The organism is Serratia liquefaciens ATCC 27592, from assembly GCF_000422085.1.
Lineage (GTDB): Bacteria > Pseudomonadota > Gammaproteobacteria > Enterobacterales > Enterobacteriaceae > Serratia > Serratia liquefaciens.
The window spans coordinates 3,963,325-3,982,606 of sequence record NC_021741.1 but is presented as its reverse complement, the minus strand read 5'-3'; the positions used below and the strand labels follow the sequence as shown (position 1 = coordinate 3,982,606).

At 53.3% G+C, this 19,282-nt stretch carries 22 protein-coding genes; 21 read left to right on the top strand and 1 reads right to left on the bottom strand.

Annotated elements, in window-relative coordinates:
- Positions 1 to 72 precede the first annotated feature (72 nt).
- From M495_RS18615 to M495_RS18515, 20 genes are all read left to right on the top strand, one after another.
- The gene (locus M495_RS18615; RefSeq protein ID WP_020828223.1) at positions 73 to 402 is read left to right on the top strand and encodes an HNH endonuclease signature motif containing protein; all 330 of its coding nucleotides are present in this window, start codon (positions 73 to 75) and stop codon (positions 400 to 402) included.
- A gap of 124 nt (positions 403 to 526) precedes the next feature.
- Positions 527 to 994, top strand: a complete 468-nt coding sequence (locus M495_RS18610) for a phage terminase small subunit P27 family (protein ID WP_020828222.1) — start codon at positions 527 to 529, stop codon at positions 992 to 994.
- The gene (locus M495_RS18605; protein WP_071846570.1) at positions 945 to 2,690 is read left to right on the top strand and encodes a terminase large subunit; all 1,746 of its coding nucleotides are present in this window, start codon (positions 945 to 947) and stop codon (positions 2,688 to 2,690) included. Before M495_RS18610 ends, M495_RS18605 begins: the two co-directional genes overlap by 50 nt.
- Positions 2,690 to 3,994, top strand: a complete 1,305-nt coding sequence (locus tag M495_RS18600; RefSeq protein WP_020828220.1) for a phage portal protein — start codon at positions 2,690 to 2,692, stop codon at positions 3,992 to 3,994. The genes M495_RS18605 and M495_RS18600 overlap by 1 nt, the downstream gene beginning before the upstream one ends.
- Positions 3,995 to 4,007: 13 nt before the next feature.
- Positions 4,008 to 4,862: a head maturation protease, ClpP-related gene (locus tag M495_RS18595; protein WP_020828219.1), complete on the top strand. Its 855-nt coding sequence runs from the start codon at positions 4,008 to 4,010 to the stop codon at positions 4,860 to 4,862.
- Positions 4,863 to 4,874: 12 nt separating this feature from the next.
- Entirely contained in the window at positions 4,875 to 6,095 is a 1,221-nt protein-coding gene (locus M495_RS18590) for a phage major capsid protein (protein ID WP_020828218.1), read from the top strand.
- A gap of 48 nt (positions 6,096 to 6,143) precedes the next feature.
- Positions 6,144 to 6,401, top strand: coding sequence for a DUF7210 family protein (locus M495_RS25880; RefSeq protein WP_020828217.1), 258 nt, complete (start codon positions 6,144 to 6,146; stop codon positions 6,399 to 6,401).
- Positions 6,402 to 6,409: 8 nt separating this feature from the next.
- On the top strand, positions 6,410 to 6,736 hold the full coding sequence (locus tag M495_RS18580; protein ID WP_020828216.1) for a head-tail connector protein: 327 nt from the start codon (positions 6,410 to 6,412) through the stop codon (positions 6,734 to 6,736).
- On the top strand, positions 6,733 to 7,071 hold the full coding sequence (locus M495_RS18575; protein ID WP_020828215.1) for a phage head closure protein: 339 nt from the start codon (positions 6,733 to 6,735) through the stop codon (positions 7,069 to 7,071). Before M495_RS18580 ends, M495_RS18575 begins: the two co-directional genes overlap by 4 nt.
- Positions 7,058 to 7,447, top strand: a complete 390-nt coding sequence (locus tag M495_RS18570; protein WP_020828214.1) for a hypothetical protein — start codon at positions 7,058 to 7,060, stop codon at positions 7,445 to 7,447. Before M495_RS18575 ends, M495_RS18570 begins: the two co-directional genes overlap by 14 nt.
- Positions 7,444 to 7,836 carry an HK97-gp10 family putative phage morphogenesis protein gene (locus M495_RS18565; protein ID WP_020828213.1) on the top strand — a complete coding sequence of 131 codons (393 nt, stop codon included), beginning with the start codon at positions 7,444 to 7,446 and terminating at the stop codon, positions 7,834 to 7,836. Before M495_RS18570 ends, M495_RS18565 begins: the two co-directional genes overlap by 4 nt.
- 34 nt (positions 7,837 to 7,870) lie before the next feature.
- Positions 7,871 to 8,326 carry a hypothetical protein gene (locus tag M495_RS18560; protein ID WP_020828212.1) on the top strand — a complete coding sequence of 152 codons (456 nt, stop codon included), beginning with the start codon at positions 7,871 to 7,873 and terminating at the stop codon, positions 8,324 to 8,326.
- A 5-nt stretch (positions 8,327 to 8,331) separates the two neighbouring features.
- Entirely contained in the window at positions 8,332 to 8,586 is a 255-nt protein-coding gene (locus M495_RS18555) for an immunoglobulin domain-containing protein (RefSeq protein WP_236615015.1), read from the top strand.
- A gap of 9 nt (positions 8,587 to 8,595) precedes the next feature.
- Complete coding sequence (locus tag M495_RS18550) at positions 8,596 to 8,961, top strand: phage tail protein (protein WP_020828210.1); 366 nt, start codon at positions 8,596 to 8,598, stop codon at positions 8,959 to 8,961.
- Positions 8,962 to 9,192: 231 nt separating this feature from the next.
- Positions 9,193 to 12,510 carry a phage tail tape measure protein gene (locus M495_RS18540; protein ID WP_020828208.1) on the top strand — a complete coding sequence of 1,106 codons (3,318 nt, stop codon included), beginning with the start codon at positions 9,193 to 9,195 and terminating at the stop codon, positions 12,508 to 12,510.
- Positions 12,507 to 12,842 (top strand): phage tail protein, encoded by a 336-nt coding sequence (locus tag M495_RS18535; protein ID WP_020828207.1) that lies wholly within the window; start codon positions 12,507 to 12,509, stop codon positions 12,840 to 12,842. The genes M495_RS18540 and M495_RS18535 overlap by 4 nt, the downstream gene beginning before the upstream one ends.
- An 8-nt stretch (positions 12,843 to 12,850) precedes the next feature.
- On the top strand, positions 12,851 to 13,603 hold the full coding sequence (locus M495_RS18530) for a phage minor tail protein L (protein ID WP_020828206.1): 753 nt from the start codon (positions 12,851 to 12,853) through the stop codon (positions 13,601 to 13,603).
- Positions 13,604 to 13,605: 2 nt separating this feature from the next.
- Complete coding sequence (locus M495_RS18525; RefSeq protein ID WP_020828205.1) at positions 13,606 to 14,307, top strand: C40 family peptidase; 702 nt, start codon at positions 13,606 to 13,608, stop codon at positions 14,305 to 14,307.
- A gap of 79 nt (positions 14,308 to 14,386) precedes the next feature.
- Positions 14,387 to 14,848, top strand: a complete 462-nt coding sequence (locus M495_RS18520; RefSeq protein ID WP_169534195.1) for a hypothetical protein — start codon at positions 14,387 to 14,389, stop codon at positions 14,846 to 14,848.
- 59 nt (positions 14,849 to 14,907) lie between these two features.
- The gene (locus M495_RS18515) at positions 14,908 to 15,510 is read left to right on the top strand and encodes a tail assembly protein (RefSeq protein WP_041415610.1); all 603 of its coding nucleotides are present in this window, start codon (positions 14,908 to 14,910) and stop codon (positions 15,508 to 15,510) included.
- A gap of 94 nt (positions 15,511 to 15,604) precedes the next feature.
- Here the strand turns inward: M495_RS18515 and M495_RS25125 are convergent, their stop codons facing one another.
- Complete coding sequence (locus tag M495_RS25125; protein ID WP_020828202.1) at positions 15,605 to 15,892, bottom strand: hypothetical protein; 288 nt, start codon at positions 15,890 to 15,892, stop codon at positions 15,605 to 15,607.
- Positions 15,893 to 16,065: 173 nt separating this feature from the next.
- On the opposite strand from M495_RS25125, the gene M495_RS18505 reads away from it, so the two are divergent.
- Positions 16,066 to 19,281 carry a host specificity protein J gene (locus M495_RS18505; protein ID WP_041414846.1) on the top strand — a complete coding sequence of 1,072 codons (3,216 nt, stop codon included), beginning with the start codon at positions 16,066 to 16,068 and terminating at the stop codon, positions 19,279 to 19,281.
- Position 19,282 lies beyond the last annotated feature (1 nt).

Below are 19,282 nucleotides of genomic sequence, written 5' to 3'. Positions count from 1 at the left end.
GGGTTTTTTATTGCCTGGTAGTTAGCGCTCTTTGCTTAGACCTTGCTGTTGGTTTTTCTATTGGAGGTACTCATGAGCAACAAGAAGCCGTATGGCAGCAAGTGGCAGGCTGAACGCTTGGTTTTCTTGCGTGCCAATCCTCTGTGTGTCATGTGTCAGCAGATGGGCCGTATTGAAGCGGCGACTGTGGTCGACCACATAGAGCCGCACCGAATGAAAGAAGCGAAGACGCCAGAGGAAATGAAGAAGGCCCAGCACCTATTCTGGAGCCGCAAGAACTGGCAAGGTCTCTGCAAACCTCACCATGACTCCACAAAGCAGCGTATGGAGAAGACAGGCAAGGTAATAGGGTGCACGCCCGATGGCCTGCCGCTTGACCCAGCGTCGCACTGGAGCCGCTGATAGCGGGTTTTGAACACGATGGGGAGGGGCGGGGTAAGAGTTCATCCCTCTCGCTTTTAAAGACCGCCGCTAGTCATTTGTGCGCACAACCGCGAAATGAAAAGTTTTTTTCTGGGAGGTTCCGATGGCAGGACGACGCCCGAAACCGACCCACCTAAAAGTGGTAACCGGCAATCCGGGCAAAAGAAAACTTAATGATAAAGAGCCGATGCCGGCACGCGAAATTCCTAGCCCTCCTGCGCATCTCACCGACTGGGGGAAAACAGCCTGGGGCCGAATGACCGTTCTTCTCGACGGCATGGGCGTTTTGACCGTTGCTGATACTTTTGCGCTTGAGCGCCTCTGCGATATTTATGCCGACATCCTCCAGTTGCGAAACACCATCACCGATGAGGGGCGCACCTATACAGTTCAAACCGAGGGTGGGTTTCTGATTAAGGCTAACCCTGCTGTCTCCATGTTGGCGGATGCAGATCGGCGCTTCAAAAGCTATTTGGTGGAATTCGGTCTGACGCCAGCGGCCAGGTCAAAGGTAAATGTAAATGGTGGAAAAAAAGAAACGGACCCGCTCGACGAATTCTTCGGCACCTGATCCGGCAACACAGTATGCCCTGGATGTCACCGAGGGCAGGACCCTCGCCGGTCCCGACATACGTAATGCCTGCCAGCGTCACCTTAATGATTTAGTTGAGGGAGAAAGCCGGGGGCTTCACTGGGATGTTGAAGCCGTTAGCCGCGTGATCGACTTCTTTGCCAAAGTGCTCAAGCTGAATGGTGGGGAGCATGAAGGGGCACCATTTATTCTTTTGCCCTGGCAGGCTTTCGTTGTCGGCTCCATTTTTGGATGGAAAAGGGCGAACGGCTCTCGCCGCTTTCGCACGGCGTATGTCGAGTCTGGCAAAGGGTCGGGCAAGTCGCCACTTTCAGCGGGGATTGGTCTGTATTGCCTGATGGCAGACAAGGAGCCTCGCGCCGAGGTCTATGCGGCAGCGACGAAAAAAGACCAAGCGATGATCTTGTTTCGCGACGCAGTGGCGATGGTTAATCAGTCGCCCGCATTGTCGCAGCGTATCGATCCTTCTGGCGGTGCAGGAAAAGAATGGAACCTGGCATTTCTGCAGACCGGCTCTTTCTTTCGGCCCATCAGTTCCGATGATGGTCAGTCTGGCCCGCGCCCCCACTGCGCACTGATTGACGAGGTGCATGAGCACAAAGATAACAAAGCCGTCGAGATGATGCGTGCCGGTACCAAAGGCCGGCGGCAGGCACTGATTTTCATGATCACGAACAGTGGTCACGATAAAACCAGCGTCTGTTACGAATATCACCAGTACGGCAAGCAGTTGGCCGCCGGCCAGAAAAAAAACGACGCCTTCTTCGCGTTTATCTGCTCGCTGGATGAGGGCGACGATCCGTTCAAGGATGAGTCATGTTGGGCAAAAGCTAACCCCTCCATGGGGCAGACCTTCCAGCCTGAGTATTTACGCGAGCAGGTGGAAGATGCGCGGGGCATGCCGTCCAAAGAGAGCCTGGTGCGGCGTCTTAACTTCTGCGAGTGGGTGGATGCTGAGAATCCGTGGATTGGCGGCGATGTTTGGATGGCCTGTGAAAAGACATTCGATATTGCCGAACTGCAGGGCCGTATGTGCTATGGCGGCCTGGATTTGTCCGGCAAGCGAGATTTAACCGCGCTATCACTGTATTTCCCAGAGATAAGAACGGCATTCGTTGAGTTCTGGACGCCGAAGGATACGTTACTCGACCGGGCCAGAAATGACCGTGTTCCTTATGACGCCTGGGTGCGTGAGGAATACGTTCACGCCCCCGTCGGCAGTGTTATCGATTATGGCGCAGTGTCAAAACGCATCGCCCAACTGGCGGCGCAGTTTGATATGCAGTCCATCGCATTTGACCGTTATCACATGGACTACTTAGAGCCGGAGCTGATAGATGAAGGGATCACCGTTCCTCTTGTGCCGCACGGGCAGGGATTCGGTAAATCCAAAGAGTCTGGGCTCTGGATGCCGCACTCTATCGAGTTGTTAGAAAAACTCATTATCGATAAGAAAATCACCATTCTGTTTAATCCCTGCCTTCGTTGGAATGCGGCCAACGCCGTGACCGAGTCCGATAAAAGTGAAAACCGGGTGTTCAGCAAGCGCCGCAGCAATGGGCGTATAGACGGTATTGTTGCGCTGGCAATGTCCGTGGGGGCAGCAGAAGACATACAGGAAGACGACAGCGATTTAGAAGGCTTTTTTGATGATCCGATCATAGTGGGTATCTGATGGACAAAAACAAACAACCGGGGCGCGTGAAAAGCGCCCTTTTAAATTGGCTTGGTGTCCCGATCAGTCTCACCACCGGGACATTTTGGCAAGAATGGTTTGGCACCAGTAGCAGCGGCAAGGTGGTCACTGCCGACAAGGCAATCCAGCTTTCCTCTGTCTGGGCCTGTATTCGCCTGCTCAGTGAGTCGATCTCCACGCTGCCGCTAAAAGTGTATATGCGTGAGGCGGATGGCTCCCGCAAGCTTGCTCAGGATCATCCTGCTTACCAGGTATTGTGCCGGCGGCCCAATCTGGAAATGACGCCATCGCGGTTCATGTTGCTGGTGGTGGCCAGCATTTGCTTGCGGGGTAATGCGTTCGTTGAAAAGAAAATGATAGGCCGCAAGCTGGTGGCGCTGGACCCGCTCTTGCCACAAAACATGGTGGTTAAACGCCTACCGACGGGCAAGCTTGAATATACGTATACCGAGAACGGAACCAAGCGAGTGATCCCTGTTGACCGTATGATGCATATCCGCGGCTTTGGCCTGGATGGCGTGTGCGGCATGATGCCTTTGAGTTCTGGACGCGATGTGTTCGGCGCTGCAATGGCCGTGGATGAAGCAGCAGCAAAGATTTTCGAAAACGGCCTTCAAAGCACCGGTTTTTTATCGTCAAAAACGGCATTGAACAAAGAGCAGCGAGAGCGTCTGCGTAAAAGCCTGCAATCGTTTATCGGCTCAAAAAATGCCGGTAAGTTGATGGTGCTGGAAAATGAGCTTTCCTACCAGAACGTGACGATGAATCCAGAGGCTGCACAGCTTCTGGAAAGTCGCGCTTTCAGTATCGAAGAGATTTGCCGCTGGTTTCGGGTGCCCCCGTTTATGGTGGGGCACGTCACGAAGCAGAGTAGTTGGGCGTCAAGCGTTGAGGGCATGAACCTGATATTCCTGACCAATACCTTGCGCCCACTGTTGGTGAACATCGAGCAGGAAATAGCTCGCTGCCTCCTGGATGGTGACGAGGATTACTTTGCTGAGTTCTCGGTTGAAGGCTTGCTGCGTGCTGATAGCGTCGGTCGCTCTGCGTATTACACCACCGCGCTGCAAAATGGTTGGATGAGCCGCAACGATGTCCGCAGGCTTGAAAATCTGCCGCCAATACCGGGTGGAGATATTTACACCGTGCAGCTTAACCTGACCCCACTGGAGGATTTGAAACAGAATAACCTCGGCGCTCAGGCCAGCAGCATTACCAAGCTGCATAACTACCTTTTCCCTGACATTCCTGAAGACCAATCACCGCTGAAAAAAGCGGCGTAGGAGCAACTCCCCCATGACAAAAAAACAACTTCCGGCAGCGCCGGCGGGGCGCCCCTGCGCGGGTGTCACCTGCGAACCTTTACCCTCAGCGCTTGATCGCTGGAATGGCGGTCTGAAAGCCGCAGCCTCTGACGATAATACGATTTCTGTATTTGACGTTATCGGGCAGGACTACTGGGGGGAAGGGGTTACGGCGAAGCGTATTGCAGGTGCGTTGCGGTCAATGAATGGTGCCGACGTCACCGTAAACATTAATTCGCCGGGCGGCGATATATTCGAAGGTCTGGCGATTTATAACCTGCTGCACGATTACCAGGGAAAGGTGACCGTAAAAGTGTTGGGTCTGGCTGCCAGTGCAGCATCAATCATTGCGATGGCCGGCGACGACATTCAGATCGGTCGCGGGGCCTTCCTGATGATCCACAACTGCTGGGTAGTGGCGATAGGTAACCGCCATGATTTTGCCGCCATGGTGGACTATCTGGAGCCTTTCGATAACGCGATGGCCGATATTTACGCGGCCCGCTCCGGTCTCGATAGTGATGCCATCAAGCAGATGATGGATAGCGAAACCTACATTGGTGGCAGTGATGCTATCGAGAAGGGATTGGCTGATGGCCTGCTTTCCTCCGATTCCGTCACCAGTGACGATGAGTCACCCGCAGCGGCTCTGCGCAAGCTGGATTCTTTACTGGCCAAGGCGAACACCCCACGGTCAGAACGCCGCAAACTTCTGAAAGCCCTTACGGGTAACACGCCGGGCGCTGTTACCGATCCAACTGGCACGCCGAGCGCTGCCGAAGCATCACCTGAAACCTTAGCCAAACTGGACGCCGCATTAAGTGGGCTGGTTTCGGCATGCCAATAATCTGGAGAAACTATGTCTGAAGTAAATGAAATCCTGAAAAAAGTCACCGCCTCTATCGAAGATGCGAGCAGTAAATTTAATGCCAAAGCTGAGGATGCACTGAAAGAGGCCAAAAAGTCCGGCGAGCTTTCGGCAGAAACAAAAGATGCCGTTGATAAAATGGCCACCGAGCTGAATGCCATGAAGGCAGCAGAGAAAACGTTGAAGTCTGCCTTGGGTGAGCTGGAGCAACATGTGGCGCAAATGCCATTAAGTCATGCTGCAGCGGTTATTCAATCCGTTGGCCAGCAGGTGATTTCTGCGTCTGCGCTAAAGGATTTTGCTTCAGGTATTCAAGGTAACCAACGCCTCAGCATCCCGGTGAATGCCGCACTGATTTCTACCGATGTGCCGGGGCAAATTGTGGCGCCGCAGCGCTTGCCGGGGATTGATACTGCCCCGAAACAACGCCTGTTTATCCGCGACCTGATCGCACCAGGCAAAACGGGTTCCAGCACCATTTACTGGGTGCAGCAAACCGGCTTCACCAACAAGGCCGCCGCAGTGCCTGAAAACACGGCGAAACCGTACAGCGATATCCAGTTCGCGGAGAAAATCACACCGGTTCGCACCCTGGCGCACATGTTCAAGGCGTCCAAGCAGATCCTGGACGACTTTGCGCAGCTGCAATCGACGGTGGATGCAGAACTGCGCTTTGGCCTGAAATATGTCGAAGAGCAGGAGATTCTGTTCGGTGACGGTACCGGTGCTCACCTGGAGGGCATCATGCCGCAGGCGTCGAAGTATAAAGCGGCGTTCGAAGTGGCGATGCAAAACGGCATTGATGATCTGCGTCTGGCGATGTTACAGGCCCAGTTAGCCCGCTTCCCATCAACGGGCCATGTGCTGCATTTCACTGACTGGGCCAAAATTGAGCTGCTCAAGGATACGCTAGGCCGCTATATCCTCGCGAACCCATCAGCGCTCGTTGGCCCGACGCTCTGGGGCCTGCCGGTTGTGGCGACGGAAGCCTCCGCATTCCTGGGTAAATTCCTGACCGGTGCATTCAGTGCAGGTGCGCAACTCTTCGACCGTGAAGAGGCCAACGTGGTGATCAGTACCGAAAACGCCGACGACTTCGAGAAAAACATGATCTCCATTCGTTGCGAAGAGCGTGTAGCGCTGGCCGTAAAACGTCCTGAAGCGTTCGTTACGGGTGCCTTCACTGTTCCAACTCCACCAACCGGCGGCTAATGGCTTCCACATATGGCGGCCTTTGGGCCGCTTTTTCAGGAGATATTCATGAAAGTTAAAGCACTTGTGCCGATTTTGTTCGGTAGCCGGGTGGTCAATGACGGTGAGTCATTCGATACGCAGGAGCTGCACGGTCGCGAGCTGATCAAAAAAGGTTATGCCGAGCTGGTGGATGAACACAATCCTGCAGAGCAGCCAGAGCAGCCAGAGCAGCCAGAGCAGCCAGAGCAGCCAGAGCAGCCAGAGCAGCCAGAGCAGCCAGAGCAGCCAGAGCAGCCAGAAGCAGGCAAGAAAACCAAAAAGTAAGGTGAGCCATGTTAGAGCTGGAATTGGTGAAAGAGCATTGCCGGCTGGAGCTTGATTTCAGTGTGGACGACAAGCTGATTGGCATATTCATTGGTGCGGCGAAAAAGCATGTTGAGATGTACACCCGCCGTACCCTCTACGCCAGTAAATCAGACCCTGGTTATGAGGACGATGAAGATCGGCTTTTGCTGGATGATGACGTTCGTACAGCCATGCTGCTCTGTATCGGGCATTGGTATGCCAATCGGGAGGCGGCTGTAGTCGGAGCATCAGCATCCAAACTGCCGTTGGCCGTCGAGTCTCTACTTCAACCTTATCGGATTTACGGGCTATGAAATCATTACGCGCGGGGCAGCTTCGTTTTCGCATCGGGATTTTTCGTCCCGTCACCATTCGCGATGAGCAAACCGGCTCGCCGGTGAAATCCTTCGAATTTGTCGCGGAGGTATGGGCGGACGCCGAGCCGATTTCTAACCGCAAAATCCGTACCGGTGAGCAAGAGCAAGTGGTGGAAACCATGCTTTTCACGCTGCGTCCGCGTGATGAAATCACCGTTGATTGGCAAGTGGTCTTCCAAAAGCGAACCTTTACCGTCCGCGCCCCTGACCGCTCGCAGTCAGACCGGTTGTTAATTACGGCGGAGGCAGATATTCGTCATGATCGAGTATGAAATCAAAGCGGCGTTGGAGGCGTTAACCAGTCTGCCGGCCTATCCGCTATTGCTGCCCGACCCAGAACAGGAAGGGGTGACTTATCAGAAAATCACTGATCCGAAATTTGATACCGGACTGGCCAGCACCGCGCTGGTGCAGGGCCGCTTTCAGGTTTCACTGTACGTGATCGACGATTACGCCCGCCTGATTGAATTGGATAAGGCTATCTATACAACCTGGGAAGGTATCCAGCATGGGTATATTGGCCGCTGGCCGGTTCAGACGGTAACGCGTGGCACGATGTTGCAAGGTGCAACCACGCTGACCAACAACAGCACCCAATACCGATTGGTGCGCGATTACGTCATCTGCTACCCGGAGGACGCCGTATGATCGGTATTAATATCACCGGCATAGATGAATTGGCGCGTCAGTTGGAATCGCTGGGGCGGGATGTCTCCACCAAAATTCTGCGTGATGCCGGTCACGCCGCCCTGGCACCGGTGTTGGAAGATATGCAGCAGCACGCAGGGTATGGCGATACAGCCCCCGGTCCGCACATGCGAGACAGCATTACTATCCGATCGACCACTCGAGGCCGTGCGCAGGTAACACTGCGTGTTGGTCCAAGCAAAGCGCACCAGATGAAGGCGCTGGCGCAGGAGTTCGGGACGGTGAAACAGGTAGGTGATCCGTTCATCCGGCCCGCCCTGGATTACAACAAAACCCAAGTGTTACGCATCCTGGCGGCAGAAATCCGCTACGGCATCGAAAACCGGTAGCGACCGCTGCCACAATCATTAAGAGAGAGACATTATGGTTGATAAAACTTCGCCAGAATACGCCATGCTTCCGGCTGGCACTGTTGTGAAATGGGGCGCAGTCGGCGCTGCTGCCGCTACTATGAAGGCGCTAACTAACTGTAAGGCGGTCGGTGAGATGGGGCAGACCGGCAGTTTTGTTGACTGCACCACCCTGATCGACACCACAAAGCAGTTTATTTCTGACCTTCCTGAAGGCGCTGAGAAGTCGATCGGATTTATCGATGATCCGTCCAATGAAGATTTTGCGGCATTCCTTACAGCCGCAGACAACCGCGAAACCGTGCAGTTTTATGTCGAGCTGCCGAACGGCCGCACCTCAACCTCCATCCTTTCGTTGTCTGGCTGGAAGATGAATGAGATCACCGCGCCAGCGAGCGAGGTGATTCAGATCACCGTGCAAGGCAAGCAGAACAACAACACCTGGGGAGCCGTGGCCCCAAAGGTGTGATCAGCGTGACTACCCAGCCGAAAAACGCTGATTTGGCGGTCGGGGGCAATTTGTCCCTGACTGTTGCGGCTACCTCCAGTAACGGCAAGCCCGTTAAATTCCAATGGCAGAAGAACGGCACCAACATAAACGGCGCCACCGCTGCTACTTACACCAAAAACTCAGTTTTGGCGGCTGATGCCGGTACGTATCGCGTGGTGTTGTCCGCAGAACGTGCAGACACCCTCAACAGCGCTGCGGCCACAGTAATCGTTAAGTAAGGAACACCGATGACCGAGAAATACGACCTGAAGGCGCTCAAGGCAGCACTGCTGAAATCTGACGATCACGTGCTTGAAGTGCCGATGTTTGGCGCGAAAACCTTTATCCGCCGTCTGAAGGCATCCGAGCTGCAAGATAATGAAGATGGTATGAAAGATGCCATCGAGGCCGGTGATATGAATAAGGCCGCTCGCCTCAACGTTGAGTTGCTGCTGTCCTGTTTTATGACCCCGGACGGTAAGCGCATTCCGACGAGTGCGTTGCCCAGCGTGGATGAACTGCTGAAGGCCCACGACAACCCAACTTTGGTTGAGGCGATCAGTACCGTCAAACGTCATGCCGTCGGCACGCTGGAAGACGCGGAAAAAAACTGACTGACTCACCCTGGCTGATGCTGATTTTTCAGTTGGCCGATCGCTGGGGTGAGTCGGACCCTCGCAAAATCGCCGCGTTACCGGCGCAAGTCCTGAATCACTGGCGGGCATACTTCAAGCTGCAGGGCATTACAGCCGACACTGCGGAGGATGCCCCTGTTCTTCAACCCGCTCAGCCTGTGCAAAGTACCCTTGATGCGCAGTGTGCTGACGTTATGCGAGTGCTTGGAAATGGCTGATGTAGCATCGTTGGCGGTCGGGTTGTACCTGAATGACGCCAATTTTAGAAACAAGCTGGTGGCTGCGTACCGCACTGCCGGCGACCAATCCGGCAAGTTTAACCGCCAGGCCCAGCAGGATGCGAAAAAGACCGACGAGGCTTATCAGCGTGTCGGTCAAACGGTCAGTAGTTTGAAAGGGACGCTGGCGGGTTTGGCTGGCGTTGCCGGTCTGGGATTCTCGCTGGGAAGTATTATCACTACCACCCGGCAGTATGGTCAGGCGTTATCTGACCTTTCCGCTATCACCGGGGCCACCGGGGCGCAGCTGAAGCAATTCGATGAAGCCGCACAGCAGATGGGGCGCACCACCGAGTACAGTGCCAGCCAGGCGGCGGAAGCATTAAAGCTGATGGCCAGCGCCAAACCCGAACTGCTGAAAACGGCGGACGGGCTGACTACGGCTACCAACAGTGCGCTGATTCTGGCGCAGGCAGCGGGTACAACGTTGCCGGATGCGACAAAGACGCTGGCTCTTTCGCTTAACCAGTTTGGCGCCAGCGCCAGCCAGGCTGATCGCTACATTAACGTTTTGGCTGCCGGGGCTAAGTATGGTTCGTCTGAAATTGCCGATACGGCAGCCGCGATAAAGAATGGCGGTGTGGCAGCGGCGCAGGCCGGGATCGGCTTTGAGCAGTTGAACGCGGCGATTCAGGTGTTGGCAGAGCGTGAAATTAAAGGTGGTGAGGCCGGCACCGGGTTGCGTAACGTTATCCTTAACCTTGAAAAAGGGACGGATAAAACGCTTAAGCCCTCCATTGTGGGGCTAAGCACTGCACTGGAAAACCTGTCGAAGAAAAACCTCTCCACGGCGCAGGCGGTCAAGCTGTTTGGCCTGGAGAACATTAACGCCGCTTCTATCCTGGTGAGTAACCGCAGCAAGCTAGATGACCTGACAAAATCCCTGACTGGCACCCAGACAGCGCACGAACAGGCAGCGATCCGCGTCAATAACCTCAACGGCGATCTGATGGGGTTAACCAGTGCTTTTGAAGGGTTGATCATCAAGGTCGGGCAAGCCAGCGGCGGGCCATTGCGCACCGGCGTACAGAGTGTGACTGAGGCGATTAACGGTCTGGCGGATAACTTCAACATGGTGGCCAGCGTGGCGTTATATACGCTGATCCCGGTGATGTCCACCAAGCTAACCGCCGGTATTCGTGAAAGCATCGGGGCATGGCGTGATCAGCAGGTCGCTGTTAAGGCTGCCACGCTGGATCAGGCCCGCATGGCACAGAAGACGATCGACGCTGCTAACGCCACCTTGCAGCAGAATAACGCTGAATTCGGCCGCGTTCGTGCAATGGAAAAAACGGCCAAGCAATACGGCCTGAATGTCAGTTATACCGCGGACTACAACCGACTTATTCGTGAGGAAACCGAGGCGACGCGTGCAGCAACTGTCGGTAAAAATCAGTTGGATGCGGCAAATAAACGCCTGTCAGTATCAGCCCGCGCAGCATCGGTGGCTACCGGGCTTGCCCGTGGCGCATTGGGGTTGATTGGTGGGCCTTTCGGGGCAGCGATGCTGGCCGGTTCTGCAATACTGTATTTCCATGAGCAGAACAAACTGGCTCGACAGTCTGCCTTGAACCTTAAAGATGCCGTTCAGGAAACAACACAGGCGCTTGTGGCGATGTCGTCAAAGCAGCTGGATGTGAAAGCGCTCGATTTGGATGATCAGTACAAAAACCAGGTTACGCAGGTTAACCAGCTGAAAAAGGAAATCATTGACGCAGACAGTCGGCTGAGTAGCCTCAAAGGATTTGACCCTTTCGGGCAAGCACAAGGTGTTGAAGGCAATCGTAAACGTGCGGTTGCTGATCTGGAGAATGCTCAGGCCGGTCTCGTAACACTGACTGACTCTATGGGAAGAGTAAAAGCTGCCCAGGACTATGTGAAATCTGGGTTCAGCGAGATGATGCTGAGTGGTATTGCTGACGCTAATGTGGTTAACAATGCCATTGCGAGAGTGGGGGCTGCAGGTTCGTCGGTTGAAAGCCCTTGGGGTGGTGAAGACCCGGCCAAGGCAGATAAAAAAGGCCAGCAGGGGCTCAAGCAATATCAGCAGTTGCGTCAGGAAATTGAGGTTGCCCACTCGACAAGCCTTGCCAAAATTGACCTGGAAGAACGGAACTCACAGGCCAAACTGATCGCCACGGCTAAAGCTGCTGGCGCCAGTCAGGCAGATGTACAACGCGTCATGTCTCTGAATGCCGAGAACTACCAGCGACAACGGTTAGAACTGGCTGAACAGTATGCGCCGGGTCAGGCGACAGTACGTAAGGAGCAGGAAACCAGCAGAGAGCTGAAAGCGTTGTATGACGCACGTTTGCTGACGGAGCGTGATTACCTGGTCGCCCGGCATACCCTGCAGCAGGATATGGCCCGCGAGAGGTTAAAGGCAGAGGCTGATGCCATTGCGGCACCACGGCAGAACATCGCCGGCGATGTAGATCCCTCTGTTCAACTGAGCAACCAACTGGCGCAGCAGCAAGCTCAATATCAGGCGTATTATCAGCAAGGGTACATCGACAAACAGCGCTATGAGCAGTTGATGCAGGCGTCAACACAGGAATCAACTGACGCGCAATATCAGCAGGCAATGAAACTTTATGCTGGGCAGAGCCAGGTCAATAAGCTGCAGCTTGGGCTGATTGATACGATGCGGGAACGCTCCACCAACATGCTGACCGGGTTACTTACCGGTACCCAGACCTTCAAAGACAGCATGGTGGGTCTGTTTTCCTCCCTCACGCAGTCCATTGTTCAGAACCTGATAGAAATGGCGGCTCAGGCTTTGCTGACCAAAACCATTTTATCTACGTTTATGAGCTTTGGCGGTGGAGCGGCTGGCGGTGGTAATAACCCTGGCAATGTTCCGATGTTCGCAAACGCCAAGGGTGGCGTTTACTCGTCACCGTCCCTGAGTGCCTACAGTGGCCAGGTGGTAAGCCAACCCACAACGTTTGCGTTTGCCAAAGGCGCCGGCTTGATGGGGGAGGCTGGGCCAGAAGCTATCATGCCGCTCAAGCGTGGCGCTGATGGCTCACTTGGTGTGCAGGCAAATGGCGACGCGGGCAATCAGACGTTGATAAACGTCGATATCACCATTAGCTCCGACGGCTCCAGCCAGGTGCAAGCGACAAGTGGGTTTGAGTCGGCCGGCAATGACATTGCCAACTATGTCGATCAGCGTTTCCGCGTATTGTTGAACAAGAGCATGAGCCAGGGCGGGACACTTAGCCGGGCAATCAAGGGGAGCCGATGAAATTAGAAACGTTCAATTTCCCGGCGCGGGTAGGAACATCCGGCGATATAGAGCCAGTGGTGAGAACAACCCAATTTGGCGACGGATACACTCAGAGCACCGGTGACGGCATCAACAGTGAGAATGAAAGCTGGCCGTTGGTGTTTGTTGGCGTCTGGGATGAGATAAAGCCTATCGTCAAATTCCTGCGTGAGCACAGAGGGTACCGCTCCTTTAAATGGAGAAACCCGATGTTTGAGCTGGGCCTCTATCAAGCCGGTAAGCTCACGGTGCAAGCCAGCGGCGCTTATTTCTCCCTCTCCGTTACATTTACCCGCGCCTATCACCCATAGGAAAAATTATGTCGATAAACACCGATCACCAGCGTCTTGAGCCTGGGAGTGAAGTGCGCCTGTTTGTCGTGGATGGCACTCAGTTTAACGGGCCGGAACTGTACTTTCACAGCCACACCATCCCGCATTCTGAAGATGAGCTGGAAGCCGCCGGCGATGACCCCGGCAAACTGCTGGCAAAATCAATCTGGTGGCAGGGGCAGGAATACAAGCCATGGCCGGTGAAGATTGAAGGGCTGGAGGTGACCAGTGATGGCTCAGCACCGAGCCCTACGCTGTCCGTCAGTAATATCGATGGGACGATCGCCTCCCTCTGCCTGTATTTCCAGAACATGGCAAAGGCCAAGGTGACGATACGGAAAACGTACTCACATTACCTTGATGCCCGCAACTTCCCTGAAGGCAACCCGGAGGCCGATCCTTCACAAGAAGACGTTGAGGTCTGGTACATCGATCACAAAATGAATGGCAATAACAAGGTCGTTGAGTTTGCGCTGTCTTCGCCTGCGGACCTTGAAGGGCTCATGATCCCCACGAGGCAAATTCACAGCCTTTGTACCTGGTGTATGCGCGGCCAGTATCGCGGCGCATCGTGCGGTTATACCGGTACCGCGTATTTTGATGCCGATGGCAACCCAACCGATGACCCGTCTAAAGATGAATGCTCTGGCCTGCTGTCTACCGGCTGTGAGCCGCGATGGGGGAAGGGTAATCCGCTTCCGTTCGGTGGGTTCCCTGGCTCGGCTCTGCTGAAGAGGTAACCATGCGAAAGCACATTATCAGCGCCATTATGGCGCATGCTGAAGCTGAATATCCAAACGAGTGCTGCGGGCTGGTGGTACATAACGGACGCAAGCAACGTTATGTTCCTTGCCGAAATCTGGCACCTGAGCCTACGAAACAATTTAGCATGGCACCGGAGGACTACGCCGAGGCGGAAGATAGCGGCGATATTGTCGCTATTGTCCATAGCCACCCGGATGCAACGACGCAGCCCAGTCAGCTTGATCTTGCTCAGTGTGACTTGTCACAGTTGCCGTGGATTATCGCCAGTTGGCCGGAAGGGGATATCCGGGAGGTAATGCCCACTGAGGGTATCAAGCCGTTGCTTGGCCGCCCGTTTGTGCACGGGTTCTGGGACTGCTATGCCATCATCAGGGATTGGTATCAGCTCGAGCGAGAAATCACTTTGCCGAACTACCCGCGTGAGGATGGCTGGTGGGATCGTGGTGAAAACCTCTACATGAAACTCTACGCCGAGGCGGGTTTTGAAGCAGCATCCGGTGAGATGCAGATCGGCGACGTAATCATTATGCAAGTGCGAGCTGATGATCCAAACCATGCGGGGATTTACCTGGGTGATGGCGTCATGGTCCATCACATGTATGGCCATATGAGCCAGCGCGTGCCCTATGGCGGCTACTGGTTGGCACGGACGATCGTCACACTTAGGTATAGTGGGTAAAATAAATTGTTTAGTTTTCAATGTTAAGAGATTAGACTTTCTTCCTGCTGGCATATTGGAAATGATACAGGAGGGTATCGTGTATAATACTTATGACTCTGGGTTTTCACTAATCGGAATTTTAATTATTTGGATTGCAGTTGTCGTTATTAGTTGTGTGATTTTATTTGTATTGATACGTAAGGCGGTGAAGGTTAATGAGCTGATTGCTGTGCAAAATAAAATACTAAATCAACTTGTTTTACAGTCTGAGATTTTATCAGGAGGCGAAGGGAAACAAGTAAGCTCATTTTATCTTGATGAAGTTAGAAAATGGAATGGTAGTGATGTTATAGCTAAAGGTGGAGTAATTGTTTCCCATCCAAAGGTGGAGAGTATAGCTAAGTTGCACAACGATTTTATTAACGATGTTAATAAAAAGGGAGGTTCAATATTATCTGCCAAGAAGTTGTTTAAGGTAGAAGTAGACAGGATAACTTCAGGAATGGATGCATCTCAAAAAGAAGTATTCTTTAGAGTATATACTGAAAATTTAAACTAACTAACCCCCTCGCTATACAGGCTCCTTCCATGATAGGGGCTTTTTTTTTTGGAGTTATCATGACATCAAATAATGAATATAGAACAGTACGACTCTATGGAGTATTGGGTGTTACTTTTGGCCGCGTCCACCGTCTTGTTATCGATACACCCAGGGAGGCGATTAAGGCATTATCAATAACCATTCCAGGATTTGAGCGTTTTTTGCAAACGGCAAAAGGGAGGGGGCTAACGTTCGCAGTATTTAACGGTAAAAAGAATATCGGGTTTGATGAAATTAAGTTTACTGGCCGTGGAGATATTAGAATTGCACCGGTGATTATTGGCAGTAAGAAGGCCGGGGTATTTCAGACAATATTAGGTGCGGTACTAGTGGCTGCCGGCGCTGTAATGACAATTATGTCTGGTGGTACAGCGACTCCATTCGCTGCGGGGCTTATGATGTCAGGTGCCTCGATGATGATCGGTGGCGTAATCCAAATGTTATCCCCTATGCAGGGGGGGCTGGCATCGAGACAAGACCCGGACAACAAACCCAGCTATGCATTCGGCGGCCCGGTTAATACCATTGCGCAGGGCAACCCGGTTCCAATTGGTTACGGAAAACGCCGGGTTGGTGGCGCAATTATTTCAGCTGGCATCTATGCCGAGGATCAGCAGTAGTGCGATAGTATCAGCGGTTGTTGGCTTATTAATCATGGGTTATATATAAATACGCCATTGCTTTTTATATTTACCAGAAGCAATGGCGTGACCTTTACTTTAAGAATGGCTCAGATTTCTCTTGGGAGAAAAACATTTTAACAGGTGGTTGCATTAATTCATTTATTGCACTCTTAATTATTGGCGCACCTCCCATGGTGATTTTTCCAAGTTCTGAGTTTAATTTATCTCTTAATGCACTACTGAATCCCCCCTCTCCGCTTTGTTCATCAAGTAGTTCGACAATGCTATATAAGAGGAAATTTGCAGCTGATTTTGTCTTTTGATTTTCTCTTTTTAGTTCTTCGATCTGGCGAATGATTGTTTGTATTTGCCTTTCCAATTTAATCTCCAATCACAGAGTTGATCAGCCATCCCTCTGATTTCAAGCACCCACGCTTCTACATGGATGGGCTGAGTCTCTACAAGATAGAGCATGAAAACAATCAGTAAACCCTGATATTTGATCAGTATGTTCCCAATGCCGCCTTCTGCGGCTTTTTTCATTGGTGCAATATGGAAAATGTAATGATTAAAGGTCGCAAGGGCGGCGCAAGTAACACCACGACCCCTACAGAATCGCCTGACTCCCTACAATCCACGTCCTACGCCAAAATCTTGCTGGCGCTGGGTGAGGGAGAATGGGAAGGCGGTCTGGACGGCACAAACATTTTTCTTGATGGAACGCCTATTGTCGCCGCTGACGGTACGCAGAACTTCCCCGGCGTGCGTTGGGAGTTTCGCCCAGGCACGCCCGATCAGGAATACATTCAGGGTATGCCAGATGTTGAGAATGAGATCACTGTAGGCACAGAGCTAACCGGCCAGACCCCGTGGGTTCGCTCGTTGACGAATACCCAGTTATCGGCGTTCCGTCTGCGCTTTTCCTGGCAGCAGCTGCAGCAGCAACTGGATAATGGTGATGTGGTCGGCTACAGGATTGAATACGCGATCGACGTGGCGACCGATGGCGGCGCTTATCAGCAAATGTACCCTACAGCCATCGACGGGAAGACAACAACGAAATATGAACGCAGCCATCGCATCGATCTGCCCGTCGCCACCACTGGTTGGCAGGTACGTGTACGGCGTCTGACGCCCAACAGCACCAGTAACCGCATTGCCGATAAAATGGTGATTGAGTCCATCACCGAACTGATTGATGTAAAGCTGAGGTATCCAGAAACTGCACTGTTGTTCGTGCAGTTCGACGCCAAGCAATTCCAGAATATCCCGGCAGTATCGTGCGAACCGAAAATGGGCATCGTGCGTGTTCCTACAACCTACGACCCGATCACTCGGTCATATACCGGTACATGGGACGGCTCGTTTAAATGGGCCTGGACAAATAACCCTGCCTGGGTGTTTTACGATCTGCTGGTCAATGACCGCTACAGCATCGGTGAACGTATCAAAGCCGAAAATCTGGTAATGACGAAATTCGACTTGTACGCCATTGCTCAGTATTGCGACCAACTGGTGCCGGACGGGCGGGGCGGTGACGGCCAGGAGCCTCGATTCCTTTGTGATGCTTATATCCAGTCACAGGAAGAAGCCTGGACGGTTCTGCGCGATTTCGCCAACATCTTTCGTGGCATGACCTACTGGGCTAAGAACAGTATGAACGCGCTGGCTGATATGCCGCGCGATCTGGATTACACCTACACCCGCGCCAACGTGAAAGATGGCGAGTTTCGCGACTCTAGCGCCAGCGAAAAGACGCATTACAGCATGGCGATGGTCAGTTGGGCCGACCCGGCGAACGGGTACCAGGACGCTGTGGCACCGGTGTTTGAAAATTCACTGATCCGCCGATACAACATTAAGCAGGCCGAAATTACGGCGATTGGCTGCACCCGTGAGACGGAGGCGATCCGCCGTGGGCGGTGGCTGCTGCTGACGAATGACAAAGACCGGGTGATCAATTTCACCGTGGGGATGGACGGCAATATTCCCTTACCTGGCTACATTATCGGTGTAGCGGATGAAACGCTGGCTGGCCGTCCGCTTGGTGGCCGCATCAGTGCCGTTTCTGGTCGCAACATCACTCTCGACCGAGAATCTTCGGCTGCCGTGGGCGAACGACTGATCGTTAACCTTCCATCGGGTAAGTCGCAGGCGAGAACCATACAGGCAGTAAATGGCCGTATTGTTACGGTAACTACCGCATACAGTGAAACACCCGTGGCGGAGTGTGTATGGGCGGTGGATGCATCCGACCTGGCTATTCAGTTATTCCGGGTAACCGGCGTAACCGAGAATGAAGACGGCGTGTCTTTTGACATAACGGCCATTGAGCATGACCCGAACAAATACGCTCGCATTGATACCGGTGCTCGCATCGAGGACCGCCCGATCACAGTCATTCCTCCGGGTGTGCAGTCGCCACCGAAGAACGTAACGATCAGCAGCTTTTCGACCATTAACCAAAACATAGCGATAACCACACTGCGTGTGACCTGGGATCCGGCAGAAAGCGCTATTGCCTACGAGGCTGAGTGGCGCCGGGATAATGGCAACTGGATACCGGCGGCACGAACATCAAGTCAGGGGTTCGAAGTACCAGGTATTTATGCTGGTCGCTATCAGGCCCGTGTGCGTGCTGTTAACGCTGCGGAAATTTCCAGTGTTTGGGCGAATGCGCCGGAAACTGTGCTGAAGGGTAAGGAGGGCAAACCTCCGGTGCCGGTTGGGTTCAGGGCTTCTCCGTTGCTCTGGGGTATACAGTTGGATTGGGGCTTCCCTGACGGCGCAGAGGACACGCTGAAGACCGAGATACAGTACGCGGACAATGCTGCCGGCAACAACGCGATGCTGCTGGCCGATATTCCGTATCCGCTCCATACCCACACCATGACCGGGTTGAAGGCGGGGCAAGAGTTTTGGTTCCGTGCACGTCTGCAGGACAGGACCGGGAATACCGGGGACTGGACCGGCTGGATTAAGGGGCAATCCAACGCTAACGCTGACGACTACCTTGAGAGCATTGGTGATGGATTCCTGACGGACAAAGATGGCGATCGGCTGACGGGTGACATCGATACAAACATTGAGGCCATACTGCAGAACGCCCTGGCCAATAACGCAACGGTAGAGCACCAGTGGGTGCAGTATGGGGCGGTGCACGCCGATATTCTCATTGTGAAGACCACGATTGCAGAAGTTGATCGGGCGCTGGCCGAGATGTCTACCCAGGTGCAGGCGCAAATCGATGATGTTACCGCAGTACTGGAGGATAAGCTGACGGCCACGGTTGACGCTGACGGCGCAACAGCCATCCACACACTTAAAGCCGGAGTCCGGGTGAACGGTGTGTTCTACAACGCGGGCATGTCGATCGCTGTCCTGGCGGAAACCGGCAAACCGGTAATTACCCGCATTGGCTTCAACGCCAATCAGTTTGTGTTAATGAGCGGCAGTGGTGACAAGCAGTATTCGCCGTTTGCTGTCATCAATGGCCAGGTGTTTATCAGCGATGCATTCATTCAGAACGCCTCTATCACGTCGGCAAAAATTGCGGATGCGGCCATAACCAACGCCAAAATCAGCGGATTTATTCAGTCTGACAATTTCAGCGCTACCAATGGATGGCGCCTTGATAAAAGTGGCGCCGGTGCCGGCCAGATACAAATCAACGGCGGCGACGGCGGTGGACGCATGGAGATACGCGGCGATCAGATTAACGTTTATGACGCTGGTGGAAATCTGAGGGTGCGAATGGGGAAACTTTAAT

Coding starts and splice junctions, on each gene's coding strand:
- M495_RS18615 (WP_020828223.1), top strand. CDS start 73: ATGAGCAACAAGAAGCCGTATGGCAGCAAGTGGCAGGCTGAACGCTTG.
- M495_RS18610 (WP_020828222.1), top strand. CDS start 527: ATGGCAGGACGACGCCCGAAACCGACCCACCTAAAAGTGGTAACCGGC.
- M495_RS18605 (WP_071846570.1), top strand. CDS start 945: ATGGTGGAAAAAAAGAAACGGACCCGCTCGACGAATTCTTCGGCACCT.
- M495_RS18600 (WP_020828220.1), top strand. CDS start 2,690: ATGGACAAAAACAAACAACCGGGGCGCGTGAAAAGCGCCCTTTTAAAT.
- M495_RS18595 (WP_020828219.1), top strand. CDS start 4,008: ATGACAAAAAAACAACTTCCGGCAGCGCCGGCGGGGCGCCCCTGCGCG.
- M495_RS18590 (WP_020828218.1), top strand. CDS start 4,875: ATGTCTGAAGTAAATGAAATCCTGAAAAAAGTCACCGCCTCTATCGAA.
- M495_RS25880 (WP_020828217.1), top strand. CDS start 6,144: ATGAAAGTTAAAGCACTTGTGCCGATTTTGTTCGGTAGCCGGGTGGTC.
- M495_RS18580 (WP_020828216.1), top strand. CDS start 6,410: ATGTTAGAGCTGGAATTGGTGAAAGAGCATTGCCGGCTGGAGCTTGAT.
- M495_RS18575 (WP_020828215.1), top strand. CDS start 6,733: ATGAAATCATTACGCGCGGGGCAGCTTCGTTTTCGCATCGGGATTTTT.
- M495_RS18570 (WP_020828214.1), top strand. CDS start 7,058: ATGATCGAGTATGAAATCAAAGCGGCGTTGGAGGCGTTAACCAGTCTG.
- M495_RS18565 (WP_020828213.1), top strand. CDS start 7,444: ATGATCGGTATTAATATCACCGGCATAGATGAATTGGCGCGTCAGTTG.
- M495_RS18560 (WP_020828212.1), top strand. CDS start 7,871: ATGGTTGATAAAACTTCGCCAGAATACGCCATGCTTCCGGCTGGCACT.
- M495_RS18550 (WP_020828210.1), top strand. CDS start 8,596: ATGACCGAGAAATACGACCTGAAGGCGCTCAAGGCAGCACTGCTGAAA.
- M495_RS18540 (WP_020828208.1), top strand. CDS start 9,193: ATGGCTGATGTAGCATCGTTGGCGGTCGGGTTGTACCTGAATGACGCC.
- M495_RS18535 (WP_020828207.1), top strand. CDS start 12,507: ATGAAATTAGAAACGTTCAATTTCCCGGCGCGGGTAGGAACATCCGGC.
- M495_RS18530 (WP_020828206.1), top strand. CDS start 12,851: ATGTCGATAAACACCGATCACCAGCGTCTTGAGCCTGGGAGTGAAGTG.
- M495_RS18525 (WP_020828205.1), top strand. CDS start 13,606: ATGCGAAAGCACATTATCAGCGCCATTATGGCGCATGCTGAAGCTGAA.
- M495_RS18515 (WP_041415610.1), top strand. CDS start 14,908: ATGACATCAAATAATGAATATAGAACAGTACGACTCTATGGAGTATTG.
- M495_RS18505 (WP_041414846.1), top strand. CDS start 16,066: ATGGAAAATGTAATGATTAAAGGTCGCAAGGGCGGCGCAAGTAACACC.